General features: G+C 64.4%; 16 protein-coding genes. 3 read left to right on the top strand and 13 right to left on the bottom strand.

The features are described 5' to 3' along the window. The first annotated feature begins 200 nt into the window (after window positions 1-200). Window positions 201-482 carry a hypothetical protein gene (locus ACOQOU_RS05790; RefSeq protein WP_109767489.1) on the top strand — a complete coding sequence of 94 codons (282 nt, stop codon included), beginning with the start codon at window positions 201-203 and terminating at the stop codon, window positions 480-482. A 44-nt stretch (window positions 483-526) separates the two neighbouring features. Here the strand turns inward: ACOQOU_RS05790 and ACOQOU_RS05785 are convergent, their stop codons facing one another. The 8 genes from ACOQOU_RS05785 to ACOQOU_RS05750 all read right to left on the bottom strand — a co-directional run bounded on the left by ACOQOU_RS05785 (window position 527) and on the right by ACOQOU_RS05750 (window position 9,653). Beyond that, window positions 527-2,215, bottom strand: coding sequence for a PHA/PHB synthase family protein (locus tag ACOQOU_RS05785; RefSeq protein WP_306025121.1), 1,689 nt, complete (start codon window positions 2,213-2,215; stop codon window positions 527-529). Between the two features lie 291 nt (window positions 2,216-2,506). After that, window positions 2,507-3,277, bottom strand: a complete 771-nt coding sequence (locus tag ACOQOU_RS05780; protein WP_109767488.1) for an SDR family oxidoreductase — start codon at window positions 3,275-3,277, stop codon at window positions 2,507-2,509. A gap of 165 nt (window positions 3,278-3,442) precedes the next feature. Continuing rightward, on the bottom strand, window positions 3,443-4,168 hold the full coding sequence (locus tag ACOQOU_RS05775; RefSeq protein ID WP_306025122.1) for a DUF4386 domain-containing protein: 726 nt from the start codon (window positions 4,166-4,168) through the stop codon (window positions 3,443-3,445). Window positions 4,169-4,193: 25 nt separating this feature from the next. Then, entirely contained in the window at window positions 4,194-4,619 is a 426-nt protein-coding gene (locus ACOQOU_RS05770) for a DUF2267 domain-containing protein (protein WP_306025123.1), read from the bottom strand. A 4-nt stretch (window positions 4,620-4,623) separates the two neighbouring features. Next, window positions 4,624-5,889, bottom strand: coding sequence for an ABC transporter permease (locus tag ACOQOU_RS05765; protein WP_306025124.1), 1,266 nt, complete (start codon window positions 5,887-5,889; stop codon window positions 4,624-4,626). Window positions 5,890-5,895: 6 nt separating this feature from the next. Next, complete coding sequence (locus ACOQOU_RS05760; RefSeq protein WP_109767484.1) at window positions 5,896-7,035, bottom strand: ABC transporter permease; 1,140 nt, start codon at window positions 7,033-7,035, stop codon at window positions 5,896-5,898. Next, window positions 7,032-8,555: an ABC transporter ATP-binding protein gene (locus ACOQOU_RS05755; protein WP_306025125.1), complete on the bottom strand. Its 1,524-nt coding sequence runs from the start codon at window positions 8,553-8,555 to the stop codon at window positions 7,032-7,034. Before ACOQOU_RS05755 ends, ACOQOU_RS05760 begins: the two co-directional genes overlap by 4 nt. Window positions 8,556-8,621: 66 nt before the next feature. Continuing rightward, window positions 8,622-9,653 carry a BMP family lipoprotein gene (locus ACOQOU_RS05750; protein WP_420578852.1) on the bottom strand — a complete coding sequence of 344 codons (1,032 nt, stop codon included), beginning with the start codon at window positions 9,651-9,653 and terminating at the stop codon, window positions 8,622-8,624. Between the two features lie 317 nt (window positions 9,654-9,970). Here ACOQOU_RS05750 and ACOQOU_RS05745 point away from each other — a divergent pair, with 317 nt between their 5' ends. After that, window positions 9,971-10,741 (top strand): Crp/Fnr family transcriptional regulator, encoded by a 771-nt coding sequence (locus ACOQOU_RS05745; protein ID WP_306025126.1) that lies wholly within the window; start codon window positions 9,971-9,973, stop codon window positions 10,739-10,741. A gap of 17 nt (window positions 10,742-10,758) precedes the next feature. On the opposite strand, the gene ACOQOU_RS05740 is transcribed toward ACOQOU_RS05745, so the two are convergent. The 3 genes from ACOQOU_RS05740 to ACOQOU_RS05730 all read right to left on the bottom strand — a co-directional run bounded on the left by ACOQOU_RS05740 (window position 10,759) and on the right by ACOQOU_RS05730 (window position 12,923). Next, window positions 10,759-11,178, bottom strand: a complete 420-nt coding sequence (locus ACOQOU_RS05740; protein ID WP_306025127.1) for a CBS domain-containing protein — start codon at window positions 11,176-11,178, stop codon at window positions 10,759-10,761. 220 nt (window positions 11,179-11,398) lie between these two features. Next, complete coding sequence (locus ACOQOU_RS05735) at window positions 11,399-12,235, bottom strand: universal stress protein (protein ID WP_109767480.1); 837 nt, start codon at window positions 12,233-12,235, stop codon at window positions 11,399-11,401. 139 nt (window positions 12,236-12,374) lie between these two features. Next, window positions 12,375-12,923 (bottom strand): Hsp20/alpha crystallin family protein, encoded by a 549-nt coding sequence (locus tag ACOQOU_RS05730; protein WP_306025128.1) that lies wholly within the window; start codon window positions 12,921-12,923, stop codon window positions 12,375-12,377. A 360-nt stretch (window positions 12,924-13,283) separates the two neighbouring features. Between ACOQOU_RS05730 and ACOQOU_RS05725 the strand changes: the two genes are divergently transcribed. Further along, the gene (locus tag ACOQOU_RS05725) at window positions 13,284-15,995 is read left to right on the top strand and encodes a cation-translocating P-type ATPase (RefSeq protein WP_306025129.1); all 2,712 of its coding nucleotides are present in this window, start codon (window positions 13,284-13,286) and stop codon (window positions 15,993-15,995) included. Window positions 15,996-16,040: 45 nt separating this feature from the next. Here the strand turns inward: ACOQOU_RS05725 and ACOQOU_RS05720 are convergent, their stop codons facing one another. Together ACOQOU_RS05720 and ACOQOU_RS05715 are read right to left on the bottom strand one after the other, a co-directional pair. Next, window positions 16,041-16,283 carry an acyl carrier protein gene (locus ACOQOU_RS05720; RefSeq protein ID WP_306025130.1) on the bottom strand — a complete coding sequence of 81 codons (243 nt, stop codon included), beginning with the start codon at window positions 16,281-16,283 and terminating at the stop codon, window positions 16,041-16,043. After that, window positions 16,280-17,518, bottom strand: a complete 1,239-nt coding sequence (locus ACOQOU_RS05715; protein WP_306025131.1) for a dihydrolipoamide acetyltransferase family protein — start codon at window positions 17,516-17,518, stop codon at window positions 16,280-16,282. Before ACOQOU_RS05715 ends, ACOQOU_RS05720 begins: the two co-directional genes overlap by 4 nt.

Below are 17,518 nucleotides of genomic sequence, written 5' to 3'. Positions count from 1 at the left end.
CGCTTTTCGCCAGAACGTCCGGCTTGTCGGCTCCCGGCGGACGGTTTTCGACATGCCGCGCTACTCGGACGGGGCCGATGACGAGGCGTCCGGGCACTGAATGGCCAAGTCTTTGCCGGAGCGGCCCGCTTCGAGGTCAGCCACAGCACAACTGTCATCAACGAGGCTTAATCCTGATGGCAAGGCCAGGAGGACGAGCTATGGCGACATATCAGGCGGTAATCATGCATGGAACGCGCGGCGGTGAGGGCCGGTACGAGTTCTCGGGCCCGCCCGACCTTTTCGATCGAACACCGCTCGATGTCATGCGTGCGCTGATGGATCATGTCGAGGAGCATGCGCATATCGGCCATATCCGGTATGAAGCCAATGCGGCGCTCAAGAACGAGAGCGCCGAGGTCGTCACGGTTCTCGGCCAGCTGCATTTCGAGAAGGACGGCGCCCAGCCGTTCATGTGCATGATCAATCCGAAGCGGTCCTGATGGCTCGCGGCACGGGCCGGAGACCGGCTGCGAACGCTGCGATATCAGATCTGATGCACGTAGGAGCCGGGCGCCGGGCCCAGTGTCGGCCCATCGCCACCGGACCGGCCCATCGAAGGCGGCGGCCCCGGCTCTCCGGATCGACAAGCCAGCCAGTCCGCCATTTCCGGCCACCAGGAGCCCTCGGTCGGCTCGTGCCGGGCGAGCCACGCATCGGGGCCCGCATACAGCGCGCCCGCAGGCCGGTTCCCGATCCTGTAGTGGCGACCCTTGTGGCCCGGTTCGCTCAGGATCCCGCCATTGTGCCCGCCCCTGGTCAGGACGAATGTCAACTCGCTGTCGGTAAACAGTTGGGTCTTGTAGACCGACCGCCATGGCGCGATGTGGTCGGTTTCGGTGCCGACGACGAAGATCGGCACTTCTATGTCCTTTAACGCGATCACCCGGCCCTCGACCGCGAACCGCCCCGCACTCAACCGGTTTTCCAGAAACAGCCCGCGCAGATACTCCGAGTGCATTCGCGCCGGCATCCGCGTGGTGTCGCCGTTCCACACCAGAAGGTCCGAGGGCAGGTCCTCGCGAGCGAGAAAATAGCGGTTCACGGCGCGGGTATAGATCAGGTCCTCGGCCCGGATCGATGCGAAGGTCCGGGCCATCTGAGGCCGGTCCAGATAGCCCTGGATCCACATCAGGTCCTCGATGAAGGCGACCTGGCTCTCGTCGACGAACATCAGCAATTCCCCGGCCTCGGCAAAGTCGACCTGCGCAGCCATCAAGGTGATGGAGGCGAGGCGATCGTCGCCGTCCCGCGCCATGACGGCAGCGGCAATCGCCAGAAGCGTGCCGCCAAGGCAATAGCCGTTGGCATGGACCTTTGCGCCGGGCACGATGTCGTCGACCACATCGAGGGCTGCCATCACGCCGCGCCGGCGATAGTCCTCCAGCGACAGTTCCGACTGATCGGCCGTCGGATTGCACCAGGAGATCATGAAGACCGTGAAACCCTGGCGCACCAGAAATGCGACCATCGAGTTTTCCGGCGACAGATCGAGCACGTAGTACTTCATGATCCAGGCCGGGACGAAAAGAACCGGTTCGGGATGAACCCGATCGGTCTGCGGCGCATATTGAATGAGCTCGAAAAGGTCGTTGCGAAACACGACCTCACCCGGCGTGCAGGCCAGGTGCTCGCCGACCTCGAATCCGGGCGGGGCGGGCTTGTGCGCCTGCGTGAGCGTTTGGATCACATCCTCGGTGAGGTGGCGCGCGCCGTCGATCAGGTTTTGCCCTTTTTGCGTGACGGTTTCTTCGATGATTTCGGGATTCGACCAGGGAAAATTCGATGGCGATATCATGTCGAGCGCCTGGCGGGCCTGGAACCGTGTGCGGTCGGCGTCGCCTTTGGCGAGGCCGGGCATCTCATCGGTCGCCGCATCCCACCAGTCCTGGATCGCCAGAAAACACTGCGCCCACGCATTGAAGGGAGGCTTGTTCCAAGACGGGTGTGAGAAGCGGTGGTCGTGAACTCTCGGCCTGAACGGTTCCGGCCCTTCCGCAAGGATCTCCGCAACAAGCCTGACGGCATTGGTCTGCGCCCGCTCCATCAGCTCCAGCTGACGGCCGGGCGATCGGCCCAGATGCAGCGCCCAGTCGCTCCAGGCCGCGAAGATCGAATGGGGCGAAACCCCGCCCGTCATCCTTGCCAGCGTCGCCCGCGCGGTGCGGTCGAGCATGCGATGCGGATGCGGGTCGGCAACCGGCGATGAACCGTTCTCCGTCGCAATTCGAGGCGAAACGGACCTGGCATCCGTGCATTGCTGTTGTTTCGTCATCTCTTTGCGGTCCGTTTCAACGGCGACGCCACGCCCGGCGCCCACAGCGGCCTGAAATGGTCGGCGCCCCGCGCAATCGGGTGCGGCAGTGCCTGGAACCGACGTCCGGCGTTCGATGTTCTTCAGCGCGTTGTCCCGACCGTCAGGCCATTGGTCAGGCGCGGTTCTCGACGGCATCGCTCCCACGGCGCATCATTGCGCGACGAAGCCGCCATCGACGGGCATGTTGATTCCGGTGACGAAGGACGCTGCCGGCGAAGAAAGCCAGACGATCGCCCCGGCCACCTCGTCGGGTACGCCGATGCGGCCGATCGGGTGCAACGGATCAAGCATCTCGTGCGAGTCCTGGGCGCCTTGCGTAGCCTGTTCGGCGAGCGAATCGAGCATCCGGGTATCGATGCCGCCCGGGCAGACCGAGTTGATGCGGATGCCTGCCTTTCCATATTCCAGCGCCGCGTTCTTGGTCATGCCGTTGACCGCGTGCTTTGAGGCGACATAGGGCGAAAGCCCCGGAAATCCGATCAGTCCGGCGACGGAGGCGAGATTGACGATGGCGCCGCCGCCGGTCTTCAGCATCTGGGCGATCTCGGCCTTCATGCACAGAAACGTGCCGCGCGCATTGACCGCCATGATCCGATCGTAATTGTCCATGGTCTGGTCGACGAGCGGCATGATCTTGCCCTCGATACCGGCATTGTTGCAGGCGCAGTCGAGTTGACCATAGGTGTCGACGGTCTTGGCGACCAGCGCGTCGATCTGGTCCGCGTCGGACGTGTCGCACGCGACGAACAAGGCCTGACCGCCCGCATCGGCGATCATCCTGGCGGTTTCTTCGCCGCCCTCGATATCGATGTCGGAGACGACCACCCGGGCGCCTTCCCCGGCGAACTTCAGTGCGGTGGCCCGACCGATGCCAGCCGCCGCGCCCGTTACCATGGCCACCTTACCATCAACCAAACCCATGAGTGCCTCCTTGTTTCACGCCGCGTGCCATCCGCGATGCAATCGACCCTAACGCGGCCGCACGAGGCCGCCTTAACACCGGTCAACGCCGGGCCCCGGAAGAGGCACCAGGGCCAAAGGCTGCAGCCTTTCGGCGGGTTTCGAAGCCCGGTCCATCGGCAATTCTCATGGCCGTACAGCGGACCGGGCGGAATGCTGTCGATCGTCTCCTGCAACACCGGGCCTGGCGGCCACGGCAAGAAGCCAGATCATCAGCGCCATCTCACCAACAAAGGTGAAGGGCGCGAACACGAACGGTGCCTTGTTCATGGCCAAACCGATCGTGCTGTCGGCGAGATAGCCCAGACCTGCGATGACCAGCATGACCGAAAGGGTTCGGTGCACAAGGGTGCGGGCGTAGACGAGATAGCCCAGAAGGATGAGATGGGTGCTGAAGAAGAAAAACGCGATGTCCCAGGCGCGTTCGAAGCGCTCAAGTCCGCCCATGGCGACTGCCAGCGTGCCCGCGTCAAATGGCGCGGACCGCGTGATTTCCAGCGCGCCGGCAACATGGGTCAATGCGTGGAGGAAAAGGACGGCGTAAATGATCCGCATCCCCGACATGGCAAGCGCGAGACGCCGCCGGCGGTGTTTGAACAGACGATACAGACCCCATGCAATCGCAACATCGAGCAGGGCGATGACAGCGAACCCGATCACCATGATCAACAGGCGGCTCGTGACATCCGCCGGCCATGCCTCGCCATCGATCCCCGACCGGGCGAGACGCGACAGCGCGTCGGTATCGAAGGCGGCCGCAATCGCGAGCGCGGTCATCAGGAGATAGGCGAGACCGGCGACAAGGGCGCCGAGGCGGACCGACGGCGATGTTGTCTGGTCCGGTACCGGCATGGCGTGATCTGCGGCCCCGATCGGCTCAGGGCCAAAGGTCGCGAATGCTGGCGCGCATGGCGTGCTTGACCTGTTCGATCTCGCCCGATGAGACATGTTGCTCGAGAACGCCGAGCACAGCCGTGATCGCCGCTTCGGTGTCGTCCAGTGGCTCCTTGGTGAACATGTGATCGACGCGGGCGACGAAGTCGGACCTGGCGCGCGGGTGCACCGGCGTGTCGGACGGGTCCCAGCCCTCATAGTAAATGCCCCGCAACAGGATCGGCAGTTGCGCGGCGAGCTGGGCGGCTTCGTCGGCCGTCAGCCAGTCGCGCACCGCGTGCAGGACCGCTCGCAGCAGCAGGTAGGCGCGCCCCTTCTCCTGCCAGCCAAGCGCGTCGCACACATGTTTGAGCCAGGCGTTGACGTCATGGGGAGCGTGATCGAGCGTCGTTATCCCGGTAACCTTCATCGGCCTACTCCTTGATGTATGGCTTGCCGCCGGCAGCCGGCGTGCGCGTTCGGCCGACCACGCCGGCGACCACGATGATCGTCGCGATGTAGGGGGCCATCGAAAGGAACTCGGACGGGATCGGCGTCTGCAGCAAAGCCAGTTTCTGCTGCATGGAATCGGCAAAGCCGAAGACCAGCGCGGCCATCAGCGCGCCGACCGGATGATAGCGGCCGAACAGCATGGCCGCGAGCGCGATGAACCCCCGGCCGCCGGTCATGTTTTCATCGAAACGGCCGACCGAACCAAGCGTGAACCAGGCGCCGCCAAATCCGGCGATCATGCCGGCCACGGTCACGTTGATGTAGCGGGTCCGGTAGACGTTGATGCCCAGCGTGTCGGCGGCGCGCGGATGCTCACCGACCGACCGGGCGCGCAGGCCCATGCGCGTGTAGAACAGGTAGTAGGTGGCCACACCCACCATCACCAGCGCGCCGTAAACGAACAGGTTCTGATTGAAGAACATCGGACCGATGACCGGTATGTCGCCAAGGATGGGCACCTTGTAGGCGCGGAACACGGGCGCATTGTTCAAAAACCGGTGCTCGGCGAAGACCTGGCTGGACACGTAGGATGTCAGGCCGAGCACAAACAGGTTGATCACGACGCCGGCGATGATCTGGTCCATGCGGTAGGTGACGACGAGCGCCGCCAGAATGAAGCCGAAAAGGCCGCCGATCCCGATCGCGGCGATCAATCCGCCGACCCCGCCCAGCAGGGACCCCATCAGGGCGCCGGTGAACGCGCCGGCCAGCAGCATGCCTTCGATCGCGATGTTCACGACGCCGACGCGCTCGCACATCATGCCGGTTATGGCGCCGAGCACCAGCGGCACCGCGCGCACCATCGTCGCCTGCAGCATGCCGGTGAGGGAAAACGCCTTGCCGGCGGTCGCCCAGACGAGAAACGCAGCGACAGCGAGCGCCAGACCGATGCCCAACGACAGCGTCGTCCAGCGGCCGCCGCCGCGCAGGAACTGGCGGGCGCCGAGAAAAGCCAGCACCGCGGCGATGATGTAGTTGAAGGGTGCCGCGGGCAGCACAAGGTTGGGTATGGCCCAGACATCGTTTGGCCGTGACAGCCGGAACGTTGCGTCGCCCGTCACGCCGATGCTGAAGACGCCCGCGACGAACAAGGCAAGCCCGATCAGCACCACTCCGGTGATGCGGGCCCGCCGGTCGGCCGGGGTTCCGAGCCGCTGCGAATGGGAGATGTCCTGCGCCGCTACCATGGCCGCTCACTCATTGCGTCCCGCTTCGGACTTGCGGAAGCCCCATGGAAAAATGGCCCGCACCAGCAATGGCGCGGCGATGAACACGATGATCAACGCCTGGATGATGCCGATCAGATCGACGGACACACCGGCATCGACCTGCATCTGCCGCCCGCCGGCTTCCAGCGCGCCGAACAGGAGGCCGGCGAACAGAACGCCGACCGGGTGCGACCGGCCGAGAAGAGCCACCGAGATTGCGTCGAACCCGATGCCGGCCGAAAAGCCCGGGGACGCGCGGTCGAGCACACCCAGCACCTGGTTTGCGCCGGCAAGGCCGGCGAGCGCACCGGCACAGGCCATGGCCGCGACGATGATGAACGAGGCGCGGATGCCCGCGTAGCGGGCGGCATCGGGGTTCTTGCCGCTCGCCCGGAATTCGAAGCCGACCTTGGTCCGAAACAGCAGCCAGTAGACGACGATGACCGCCAAGACGACGAGGAAGACGCCGGCATGGACACGCAGATTGGGGTCGATCCAGGTGAGCAGTCCCGGCAACTGGGCACTGTCGAGCACCGAGCGCGAAATCGGATCGGCGCGCCCCTCGCGCTGCACGAAGGGCTGACGCAGGACATAATCGAGGATGCGATAGGAGATCAGGTTGAGCATGATGGTCGTGATCACCTCATGCGCGCCGGTTGCGGCGCGCAGCCAGCCGGCGATCGAGGCATAAAGCGCGCCGGCGAGCGCGCCCGCGAACAGGGCCAGCGGCAAATGGATCGCCCAGGGCAGCCCGGCAAAGGAGAAGCCGACAATCACGGCGACAAGACCGCCAATGACGATCTGGCCTTCGGCGCCGATATTGAACAGGCCGGCGCGGAAGCCGAGCGCCAGACCGAGACCGGCCAGCACCAGGGGAGCCGCGGCGGTCAGGGTTTCCGACAGCGCATTGAGTGAACCGACGGAACCCCGGACGAGCGCCACATAGGATTGTCCGATCGTCGGCAGGTCGACCGCGGTCGCAAGCATCACCAGCGCACCGACGGCAAGCGCCACGATCACGGCGAAGATCGGCACGATGACCAAGTCTTCGAACTCCGCCCGGCTTGGGGCGGCGCGTTCCAGCAATTTCTGAGTGAGCGGGTCGGACGCCGTTTGATCGGTCATGCGGCGGCCTCCGATACCGATCCGGCCATTGCCAGTCCGACCGCGTTGCGGTCGACAGGGCCCCTGAAAGCGTCGAATTCGGCGACGATCCGGCCTTTGAACATAACGACAATCCGATCGGAAAGCGCCACGATCTCATCGAGCTCGGACGACATGATCAACACGCCGTCACCCTCGTCGCGGGCCTCGACGATGCGCTTGTGGATGTATTCGACCGAGCCGACATCGAGGCCGCGCGTGGGCTGGGCGGCGATCAGGAGCTTGGTGTCGCGTGTCAGTTCGCGGGCGACGACGAGCTTCTGCTGATTGCCGCCCGACAGCTGAAACGCCTTGGCGTGCACCGACGGTGTCCGAACGTCGAAATCGGCGGCGTAGCGGGCCGCATGCTGCATGACCTCGGGCCACCGGATCGATGGCCCCGATGCATAGCGGTCGTCATAGTAGCTGTTGAGAACCATGTTCTCGGCGATCGTGAAATCGCCGATGATGCCGGTGCGTTGCCGGTCCTCGGGAATGTGGGCGATCCCCATGGCGTGACGGGCGCGGACCGAGCTGTGGGTTATGTCCCGACCATCGTAGATTATCGAGCCGCTGGCGGGGTGGCGCAGACCGGTGATGGCCTCGATGAGCGCCGTCTGGCCGTTGCCCTGGACGCCCGCGATGCCGACGATCTCTCCGCTGCGAACGGCCAGTGACACATCGTCGACGGCGATCTCGTCATTGTTGCGCAAGACCGTCAGTTCCCGCACCTCCAGCAGAACATCGCCAGGCGCGTAGGCGGCCTTTTCGACGTCGAAGCTGACCGGCCGGCCGACCATCATCTCTGCCAGCTGCCGGGTGGTGAGCGTTTCGGGATCGCCCTGTCCGGCAACGCGGCCTCCGCGAAGAACCGTGATGCGATCGGATATCTCCAGAATCTCATCGAGTTTGTGGGTGATGAAGATGATGGCCTTGCCGGCATCGCGCAGTGCCCTGACGATGCCGAAGAATTCCTCGACCTCCTGCGGCGTCAGCACGGCGGTCGGCTCGTCGAGGATGAGGACGTCGGCGGACCGGAAAAGCACCTTGATGATCTCGACCCGCTGCTGCACCCCGACCGGCAGTTCCTCGATCAGCGCGTCGGGGTCGACGCGCAGGCCGTACTGGTCGCCGATCTCGCGCACCTGCCGGCGGGCCGCCGCTCGATCGAGAAAGTCCAGCTGGCCGGTCGGCTCGATGCCGAGGATGACGTTTTCGGCAACCGTGAAGACCGGTACCAGCATGAAATGCTGATGGACCATTCCGATGCCGGCCGCGATCGCATCGCTTGGCCCGTCGAACGTGACGGGCCGGCCGTCGATGACGATCTCGCCTTCGTCGGGCGCATAAAGGCCGCACAACACGTTCATCAGTGTCGACTTGCCCGCACCGTTCTCGCCCAGAAGGCCCAGAACCTCGCCGGCGCGGACATGTAGATCGACCCCGGCATTGGCGACCACCGGTCCGAACCGTTTGGTGATGCCGCGCAGCTCTATGTCCATGGCGATGCGGTCTCCGATCAGGCATTCCTCGCCGACCGGAGCCGGTTCGGGAAGGCCGGTGCGATGCTAGCCGGAAACGTCGATTGAGCCGTCGATGATCCCCTGGCGGATCGCTTCGATCTCCGCCTTGAGTTCGTCGGGGACCAGCGCATCCATGTCATGGAATGGCGCAAGGCCGACGCCGCCATTTTCGAGCGTGCCGACCGTGACACCGCCCTCGAAGGTGTCGTTCATCGCCGCTTCGATGACCTGGAAGACGGTCGAATCCATGCGCTTGAGGATCGAGGTGAGATAGACATGGCGCTTTTCGGGGTCGGTGACGTACAGATCGGCATCCACGCCGATGATCTTCAGCGCATCCGTGCCCAACTCGTCGGCCAGCGCGGCCGAACCGAGGCCGACCGGGCCGGCCACCGGCAGCACGATGTCCGCGCCCTCATCGTAGAGGTTCTGGGCGAAGGCACGGCCGTCGTCCAGGGATTCGAAATTGTTGGTGAACAGGCCCTCGCGGCTGTCCAGGTCCCAACCCAGAACCGTGACCTCGGTGCCCTTCTGCGCGTTGTGGTAGTCGGCCCCGCGCACGAAGCCGTCCATGAAGATCGTCACCGGCGGAATATTGATGCCGCCGAACGTGCCGATGATGCCGGTCTCGGTCATGCCCGCCGCCAGATAGCCGGCGAGAAAGGCGGCCTGGTCGGTCGCAAACACCTGGCCGACCACGTTCGGAATGGCCGGGTCGTAGGCGAAATCGACGATCGAGAACTTCTGGCCGGGATTGGCCTCGGCGGCTTCCTGCGTGGCGTCGCCCAAAAGGAACCCGACGGTTATGATCAGATCGCACTGCCCGCCAAGCAGCGAATTGATGTTCGGCATGTAGTCCGTTTCGGCCTGCGATTCCAGAAAGCGCGGCTCGATGCCGAGTTGTTCCTGCGCGTCCTGGATGCCTTTCCAGGCCGTCTGGTTGAAGCTGTTGTCGTCAATTCCGCCGGTGTCGGTCACCTGGCAGGCGCTGAATGCCAGTGCCGAAGTGGCCGACCCCAGTACCAATGCTGTTGCAATGGCTGCATATTTCAAAGTCCGGATCGTGGGGCTCATCATCTCCTCCATTGATCGTCAACCGGGCAAAAGCAAAGACACGTTCATCCGAGGCGCTTGGCAGCGTGGCGAGAGGGCGTCCGAGAGAGCGGATGCTTGTCTGCACGGTCTCTCCAGGGTCCGACGGCCGCGACAACCGCGCATTAACATTGGTCAAGTCGAGCGGTGCGTGATAACGTCTGAAAGGAAATTCAATCCTGCCGGGGGGCGAGGCCGGCGAAGAGGTGGCCAACGGCGGCGGTGTCCTGACAAGACACGGAACGCCGACCGATTGGCCGAAACGCTCTCGTCGGCTGTGCGGCTCTGCTTCGGAGAACGCCATGCACGCCGATCTGATGACCGCCGGGAACACCAGTGACAGGTTTGTCAGGCACGTCGCGACCCAAGCGTCGCGACACGGCATCGTTCAGAGCCAGCGTCTGGTGGAAGCCCTGCGGCCACGGGTGACGGCGGTCAGCGCCGGTACGCTCGTCGTCCATGAGGGCGATAAGGTTCCGTATCTCATTGCCTTGGTGGATGGCTGGATCGCGCTGTCGAAGTCGCTGCGCAATGGCGACCGACAGATCATCGATTTCGCATTGCCCGGCGAGTTCATATTCGCTGCATCGGCGGATGCGTCGATGGCCGCGCTGGAGGTCCAGGCGCTGACGGACACGCTGCTTGCACGCCATTCCCATACTCAATGGAAACAACTGATCGCCCAGGTGCCCGAGATGGAGTCGGTCCGGACGGTTCTGTCCGGCGCGACCCGGGCCCGGATCGCCGAACGGATGCTCCGATTGGGAAAGGGAACCGCACAAATGCGGATTGCCTATGCGCTGCTGGAGTTGTGCATCCGGCTTCGCGCTCTGGGAGAAGGAACCGACCAAGCATTCCATATTCCGCTGACCCAGCAGCAGCTGGGCGAGTTCATGGGCCTGTCATCCGTTCATGTCTGCCGGACAATGCGGCGGCTGGAGCGAAACGGCATCATCGATGTGGCCGATCACATGGACGTTCGCGTCAGAGACGCCATCCAGCTGGCGGAAATCGCAAAGGTCGATATTGACTGTCTTCGGGCGGAGATTTTGCCCAGACCCCTCGTGTCATGACCGGTCCTGGCTGACGCTCATCGCGTTTCCACGATTTCGCCGAGGATTTCTCCCGCTAGCCGTTCCGAGGCATCTTCGGCTATGTCGCCAACCGAAACGACGCCGACCAGCCGCTCGAAACGATCCATGACCGGCAATCGCCGCACCTGATTGTCGCTCATGATGACGGCGATCGTCTCAATGGACTGATCGGCATAGCAGCGCAGGACGCTGCGAGTCATCATCCGGCCGACCTCCATCGACAGCTGCGCCGAGGCGTTCTTCGCCAGCCCCAGGACGATGTCGCGGTCCGTTATCATGCCGACGACCCTGCCGCCCGATTGCAGGACCGGCAGTGAACCGATGTCGAACTGCTTCATGAGCAAGGTGGCGGCACCGATCGTCTGGTCGGATCCGATGGTCTGTGCGGGGCTGGACATGATCTGGTGGACCTGCATGTCTGATGCTCCGATCTTGCAAAAGCGCCTGCCAGATGCCTTCCGGGCAGCAAGGCCGCCTCATGAAACCGCTCCGATTGTCCGGCCAATGCCGCAACCGGCCAACGCCGGCCAGCCCGTTTCCACAGCCGAACAGGCGCTCTTCTTTGGTTTCAATGCTAGGACGCCGGGCGTGCGCTGCATTAACCGCAGGCAAAGTGCGCCTTCATTGCCATCGACTTCAATGGGCCATCAGGATCGGCAGTTTGCCGGTTTCGATCAGGCTGCGCGTCGTGCCGCCGAGCAGTCTCTGGCGCAGCCGCGAATGGCCATAGGCGCCCATCACCAGGCCGTCGGCACCCAGATCCTCGGCGAAATCGGCGAGAACCGTCGCCACCGGGTGACCGCCGCTTGGCTGGGTGTGGACCGTGGTCTGGACGCCGTGCCGGGCAAGGTAGGTCGCCAGATCCCAGCCCGGAGCTTCGCCATCGCGTTGCGGCACGGCATCGGGATCGACGCAGAGAATGTGCACGTTGTCGGCCGCCGCCAGCAAAGGCAACGCTTCGGCAACAGCCCGGGCGGCCGGCTTTTCATTGTCCCAGCCTATCAGGATCGTTCCCCACGAAAGCGTGCCGAACTGTGCGGGATCGGCAACGATGATCGGTCTGCCGGCTCCGAACACGACGCCCGAAACGACCTGGCGCGCAAAACCGCGCTCCTGCGGAAATGTCCGCGACAGGAACGTCACGTCGGCAAACAAGGCGTGCTCGGCCGTACCCGCCTCGATGGAATGCTCCATCATCAGCCATCGCTTGATTTCCGCCGAGATCCCGGCCTTGGCCAGATGTTGCTCGATCTCGCTGCCGCGCTCGTGCAGTTCCTGCTTGGCGGCTTCGGATTGCGCCGCCCAATTGTCCGATATGACAACCGTGTCGGTTGCGACCGGCGGCGGCGGCGCAAGGCCGATGAGCAACACGCTCAAATGGGCGTCGTTGTTTCGACAGAAATCGACGGCCGCTTCAAGCTCGGCGACCGGCTGCTCGATCCGCAGCGGAAAAAGGATCGTCTTCGGTGTCATCGCGGCCCCCGGTTTTCTGGATTGGTCTTTGCGACAGTGGAACACGGAACAGGGAGTATGGTCAGCGCGGCAAACGCCGCGCCATCGGATCGAAATTCATTCGATCTGCGCGTGCTGCCGAACCAGTCCCGGGAAGCGCTCATGCGTCGGCTCGGACCTTGATCTTCTTGCTCGGTTTTTGAGCCTCAGGCTTTTTCGGAAGATGCACGGTCAGCACACCATTTTTGAATTTGGCTTCGATCTTGTCGTGATCGATGCCTTCGGGAATGGCAATGGTCCGGCTGAAAGAGCCGTAGCGGCGTTCGGCAAGATATCGCTCGCCTTCCTTGTCACCTTCTTCGCGCTCCTCCTTTTTTTCGCCGCTCAGCACCAGCGCGCTGTCGGTGACATGGACATCGATATCATCCTCGGCCATTCCGGGAAGTTCCGCGCAAATCTTGACGGCGTCTTGCTTGTCTATGACATCGACGGTCGGCATGCCCCAGGAAAACCCGCTTCCGGCACGCTGGCGCGGCCAGCCGAACCGCCGGCCGCGAAACGGACCGAAGCGGTTTCCGGCGAAAAAGTCCTCGAACAGGTCATCGATCTCCTCCCGCAGGGTCCACAGCGGCGCAGACGAACGTTCGGTCACAGCACGAGCTTCATCGCCATCGGTTTTTTCGGGAGCGGTATCGGTTTTCTCAATCATCGGCTCTCCTCCTGGCCGGTTGGCAATCAAAACAGGATTTGGGTTCGCTACCGGCTTGCCGTACGGATGCCCGCGCCGCATTAACACCGGTCAAGAAGAGCCGGCCTTTATGGGAATGCGGCAGCCGCCCGACCGGGCCGGTCCGTGCAATTTGGTTTCAATCTCACTGGAGCCGTCGACAATGACCACAGCCCACCGCGACCGGGCGGCATCGCCATCGGGCGCCGTGTTCCGATTGACGGGCGTTAAGGCGGCCGGACGCGTCCTCATGCCAAGGCGCGGGTGCACGATTGCCCGGACCGCGATTTCCTCGCCTGCACCGGCCGCAGGTGCAAGCGGAAGGCGAACGAGGGGATGGCCATGACCGAGCAAAGGATCGAGAGCGCCTTTGCCCGATCGGAACGTTCGGTCGCCGAGCGTCTGGACACCGACATCGATCACGGGCTGGACGACGCAGAAGCTGCGCGGCGGCTGCGGATCTGGGGACCCAATCAGCTGCACCGCCAGGCGACACGAAGCGCGCTGTCCATACTGCTTGGCCAGTTTCGATCGATCATCGTATGGCTGCTGGGCGCGGCTGCGGTATTCTCGATCGTGATCGGCGATGTCGCCGAGGGCGCGGCAATCTTCGCGGTGCTGATCATCAACGGGGCGATCGGCTTCTTCACCGAGCTGCGTGCCGCACGCTCCATGGAAGCGCTGCTGCGCATCGCCGATGTGCGCACGCGCGTGCGGCGCTCGGGCATCGTGCGTTCGGTCGATGCGCACGATCTGGTTCCTGGCGATATCGTTGTCCTGGAAGCCGGTGACATCGTCACCGCCGATCTGCGCCTGTGCAAGGCGTTCAACCTGCAAAGCGACGAGTCCATCCTGACGGGCGAATCCGTGCCCGTCGCCAAACAGACCGAGACGCTGGGTAGCGATCCCATGCCGGTCGGTGATCGCACCAACATGGCCTTCAAGGGCACCGCCATAACAAGGGGTGCCGGCGAGGGAATCGTCGTTGCGACCGGAATGCACACTGAAATCGGACTGATCAGTGCGATGGCCCAGGCGGCGGAAGGCGAAGCCTCGCCGCTCGAGCGTCGCCTCAATCGGCTGGGTCAGCGGATGGTCTGGCTGGCGCTCCTGTTGGCGGCGCTGACGATTGGCGCCGGCGTGCTCAGGGGGCATGACCTGACCGAGATGATCCAGACCGGCGTCGCGCTGGCGGTTGCCGCCGTGCCCGAGGGTTTGCCGGTGGTTGCAACGCTCTGCCTTGCCCGCGGCATGTGGCGCATGGCGGCGCGCAACGCACTGATCACGCAGCTTTCCTCGGTCGAGACGCTCGGCGCGACCACCATCGTTCTGACCGACAAGACCGGCACCTTGACCGAAAACCGCATGACGGCGGTCCGGTATCTTTTGGCGGAAGGCGATATCGAGATCGAGAGGCAGGACGATCAGGCAGTGTTCATGCTGGATCAAAGGCGCCTCGATCCCGGCGAGCACGGTGCTCTTGCGTGCGCGGTCACTATCGGCGCGCTGTGCAACAATGCCGAACTTGGCGACGGGTCGGACGACAGCGTCTCGGGCGATCCCATGGAAACGGCGCTGCTGGCTGTCGCCGAAGCAACCGGCGACCGGGCGTCCCTGCGCGACCGCTACGAGCGCGTCCATCAGCATCCCTTCGACTCCGACCGCAAATCGATGACAACGGTCCATCGTGACGGCACCGGCTATCTTTTCGCGGTCAAGGGCGCACCGGAAGCGGTGATCGCCGCCTGCAACACGGTCCTGACCGCCGATGGGGCCCAGGCGCTCGACGATGAGGGCCGGCGCGTGTGGACCGACCGCAACTCGGCGGCCGCGGCCGACGGTCTCCGCCTTCTGGCGCTTGCCAAGGGCCAGGGCGATACGCCGTTTGCCGACCCGTTCGCAGAGCTGATGCTTGTCGGCATGGTTTGTTTCATCGATCCGCTGCGAGCCGACGTGCCGAGCGCGATCGAAAGCAGTCTGGCGGCCGGCGTGCGCGTTGTGATGCTGACCGGCGATCACGCGGGAACCGCCAGTAAGATCGCGCTCGATGCGCGCATTGCGGACGAACGGATGATCGTCATAGATGGGCGCGAACTGGAGCTTTTCGATCCTGAAACCGCCTCCAGCCGGGAAAAACAGCGGCTGCTCACCGGCGACGTCTTCGCGCGCGTGTCGCCGGAGGCGAAGCTGAAGCTGGCCGCGCTCTATCAGGACGCGGGTCACGTGGTCGCGATGACCGGCGACGGTGTCAACGACGCGCCGGCCCTGAAAAAGGCCGACATCGGCATCGCCATGGGCCGGAGAGGAACCGACGTTGCCCGCGAAGCCGCGGACATGGTGCTGAAGGACGACGCGTTCGAGACGATCATCGCGGCAATGCACCAGGGCAGAGTGATCTTCGACAACATCCGCAAGTTCGTCGTCTATCTGCTGAGCTGCAATGTCAGCGAAGTGCTGGTCGTCGGTCTTGCCGTGGGCGCCGGCTTGCCGGTCCCGCTCCTGCCGCTGCAGATCCTGTTCCTCAATCTGATCACCGACGTCTTCCCGGCCTTTGCCCTCGGGTTCGGCCGTGGCGACGAAGACATCATGCGACAGCCGCCGCGTGATCCCAAGGAGCCGATCGTCGATCGGCCGCGCTGGACCCTGATCGGCCTGCTGGGCGGAGCGATCACATGTGCCACGTTGGCATCGTTCGCGCTCGCCCTGTTCTGGATGCGGCTCGAGCCGGGCCCGGCCGTCACGGTCGCGTTCCTGACGCTTGCGTTGGCCCAGCTCTGGAACGTGTTCAACATGCGGACACGGGGCAGCAGTCTCCTGCTCAACGATGTCACCGGCAACGGCTATGTCTGGGGCGCACTGGCGCTGTGCCTCTGCCTGATCGGCGCAGCGCTCGGGCTGCCCTGGCTGTCGAACCTGCTGGGCCTTCCATGGCCCGGCCTGCAAGGGCTCGCATTGTCGGCGGCGATGAGCTTTGTTCCGCTTGCCTTCGGCCAGCTTCTGCTCGCCATTCCGTCAGGTGCCCGGCTGACGAAAGCAGCCGACGCGAGCGCATGAGAGACGATCGCCTGCCTGCGCCAGGCGGCGCGGGGGAGGGCTGGTTCAGCCTGACTTAGCCAGGTAAACGACCGCCAAGGCCGGGGTGGCGATCTGCGGATAGTCGCTTTCGGGGATGTCGACACCAAAGCGCGCGTGCAGCGCGGTGACCAGATTGAGCACGTCCATCGAATCCAGTTCGAGATCGTCCTGGATGTGATCGTCATCGCCCACCATGTCGGCCTCGATGTCAGGCGCCACCTTGATCAGTTCCTCGATGAATGCAGCCTTGAGTTCCTGCGGTGTCATAGCGCCTCCGGGGATTGCATGAGATCATCGAACGCGGCCAGAAATCTCGCCGCCTGCCGCCCGTCACAGACCCGATGGTCCACCGAAAGCGTCACGGTCACGGTCTTGCGCGGCACCACCCGATCGCCTGTCACCCAAGGCCGTTTTTGCGGGGCGCCGATCCCGACCAGCGCCACCTGCGGCGGAAAGATGACGCCGCTCATCGCCTCGGCACCAGTGTCGCCCAGCGCCGAAATCGTGATGGTGCCCATGGTCAGCTCCGAACCGCGCAGTCGGCCGGCCCGCGCACGGGTGACCAGATCGCGCATTGCCGCCATGGTCTCATCCACTGTTTTGTCCTGGGCATCGAACACGGGCGGGGCCACGAGGCCGCCGCCGCGCAGCGCGACAGCGACACCGGCGTGTACGGTGTCCGATGAAACGTGGGCGTCATTTGTGTAATGTCCGTTGACGGCTTTGATCCTGGCCGCCGCCAGCGCCGAAGCGCGCACGAACAGCGCACCCATCAGCAGCCGCTCGGATGGACGGCGATCCGCATTGGCGGCTTCCAGCCATTGGGCGGCCGGCGTCAGGTCGATCGTCTGGCTTACGTAGAAATGCGGGATTTCGCGTTTGGACCGGCTCATTGCCGCGGCGATCGCCTTTCGCATTTCGGCCATGGGCGACGGTTTGACGGCCTCATGTGCCGGCACGGCGGCGGTGCCGGTCTTGGCCGGTGCGGCACCGACCGCGCCTTCGACATCGGCCAGTTGGATCGCCCCGCCCAGCCCGGTGCCGGCGACGGTTGCCAGATCGACGCCCAGCTCGGCGGCACGCCGCCGCGCCGCCGGTGACGCCGCAACATCTTGAGGCGGTCGGGCGACGGGCGTTGGCGCCGCCGCCGGTCGTGGCGGGGCTTCGGCGACCGTTGGCTCGACCGTCGGGGCCGGCGATGACGGAGCCGAAGGCGGCGCGGGCACTGGCTCCGGTGGCGCCGGCGGCGTGTCCGGTGCGGCCTCTCCTTCGCCCAGGATCAGCGCAAGCGGCGCCCCGACGGGCAGCTTCTGGCCGAGTTCCGCGGTCAATTGATGCACCGTGCCTTCTTCGAACACTTCGATTTCGATGGCGCCCTTTTGTGTTTCGACCACGGCGGCCACATCGCCGCGCTTGACCGTGTCGCCGGGCTTGATCATCCACTCGACAAGCGTGCCGTCTTCCATGTCGGCGCCCAGCGATGGCATGGAGAAAATGCCCAT

The organism is Oceaniradius stylonematis (genome assembly GCF_965223445.1).
Lineage (GTDB): Bacteria > Pseudomonadota > Alphaproteobacteria > Rhizobiales > Rhizobiaceae > Roseitalea > Roseitalea stylonematis.
The sequence above is the reverse complement of the archived record's forward strand: the minus strand, read 5'-3'. Positions and strand labels throughout refer to the sequence as shown.

Excerpts from the sequence above, each read along its gene's own strand:
- ACOQOU_RS05790 (WP_109767489.1), top strand. The coding sequence starts at position 201 with ATGGCGACATATCAGGCGGTAATCATGCATGGAACGCGCGGCGGTGAG.
- ACOQOU_RS05785 (WP_306025121.1), bottom strand. The coding sequence starts at position 2,215 with ATGCTCGACCGCACCGCGCGGGCGACGCTGGCAAGGATGACGGGCGGG.
- ACOQOU_RS05780 (WP_109767488.1), bottom strand. The coding sequence starts at position 3,277 with ATGGGTTTGGTTGATGGTAAGGTGGCCATGGTAACGGGCGCGGCGGCT.
- ACOQOU_RS05775 (WP_306025122.1), bottom strand. The coding sequence starts at position 4,168 with ATGCCGGTACCGGACCAGACAACATCGCCGTCGGTCCGCCTCGGCGCC.
- ACOQOU_RS05770 (WP_306025123.1), bottom strand. The coding sequence starts at position 4,619 with ATGAAGGTTACCGGGATAACGACGCTCGATCACGCTCCCCATGACGTC.
- ACOQOU_RS05765 (WP_306025124.1), bottom strand. The coding sequence starts at position 5,889 with ATGGTAGCGGCGCAGGACATCTCCCATTCGCAGCGGCTCGGAACCCCG.
- ACOQOU_RS05760 (WP_109767484.1), bottom strand. The coding sequence starts at position 7,035 with ATGACCGATCAAACGGCGTCCGACCCGCTCACTCAGAAATTGCTGGAA.
- ACOQOU_RS05755 (WP_306025125.1), bottom strand. The coding sequence starts at position 8,555 with ATGGACATAGAGCTGCGCGGCATCACCAAACGGTTCGGACCGGTGGTC.
- ACOQOU_RS05750 (WP_420578852.1), bottom strand. The coding sequence starts at position 9,653 with ATGATGAGCCCCACGATCCGGACTTTGAAATATGCAGCCATTGCAACA.
- ACOQOU_RS05745 (WP_306025126.1), top strand. The coding sequence starts at position 9,971 with ATGCACGCCGATCTGATGACCGCCGGGAACACCAGTGACAGGTTTGTC.
- ACOQOU_RS05740 (WP_306025127.1), bottom strand. The coding sequence starts at position 11,178 with ATGCAGGTCCACCAGATCATGTCCAGCCCCGCACAGACCATCGGATCC.
- ACOQOU_RS05735 (WP_109767480.1), bottom strand. The coding sequence starts at position 12,235 with ATGACACCGAAGACGATCCTTTTTCCGCTGCGGATCGAGCAGCCGGTC.
- ACOQOU_RS05730 (WP_306025128.1), bottom strand. The coding sequence starts at position 12,923 with ATGATTGAGAAAACCGATACCGCTCCCGAAAAAACCGATGGCGATGAA.
- ACOQOU_RS05725 (WP_306025129.1), top strand. The coding sequence starts at position 13,284 with ATGACCGAGCAAAGGATCGAGAGCGCCTTTGCCCGATCGGAACGTTCG.
- ACOQOU_RS05720 (WP_306025130.1), bottom strand. The coding sequence starts at position 16,283 with ATGACACCGCAGGAACTCAAGGCTGCATTCATCGAGGAACTGATCAAG.
- ACOQOU_RS05715 (WP_306025131.1), bottom strand. The coding sequence starts at position 17,518 with ATGGGCATTTTCTCCATGCCATCGCTGGGCGCCGACATGGAAGACGGC.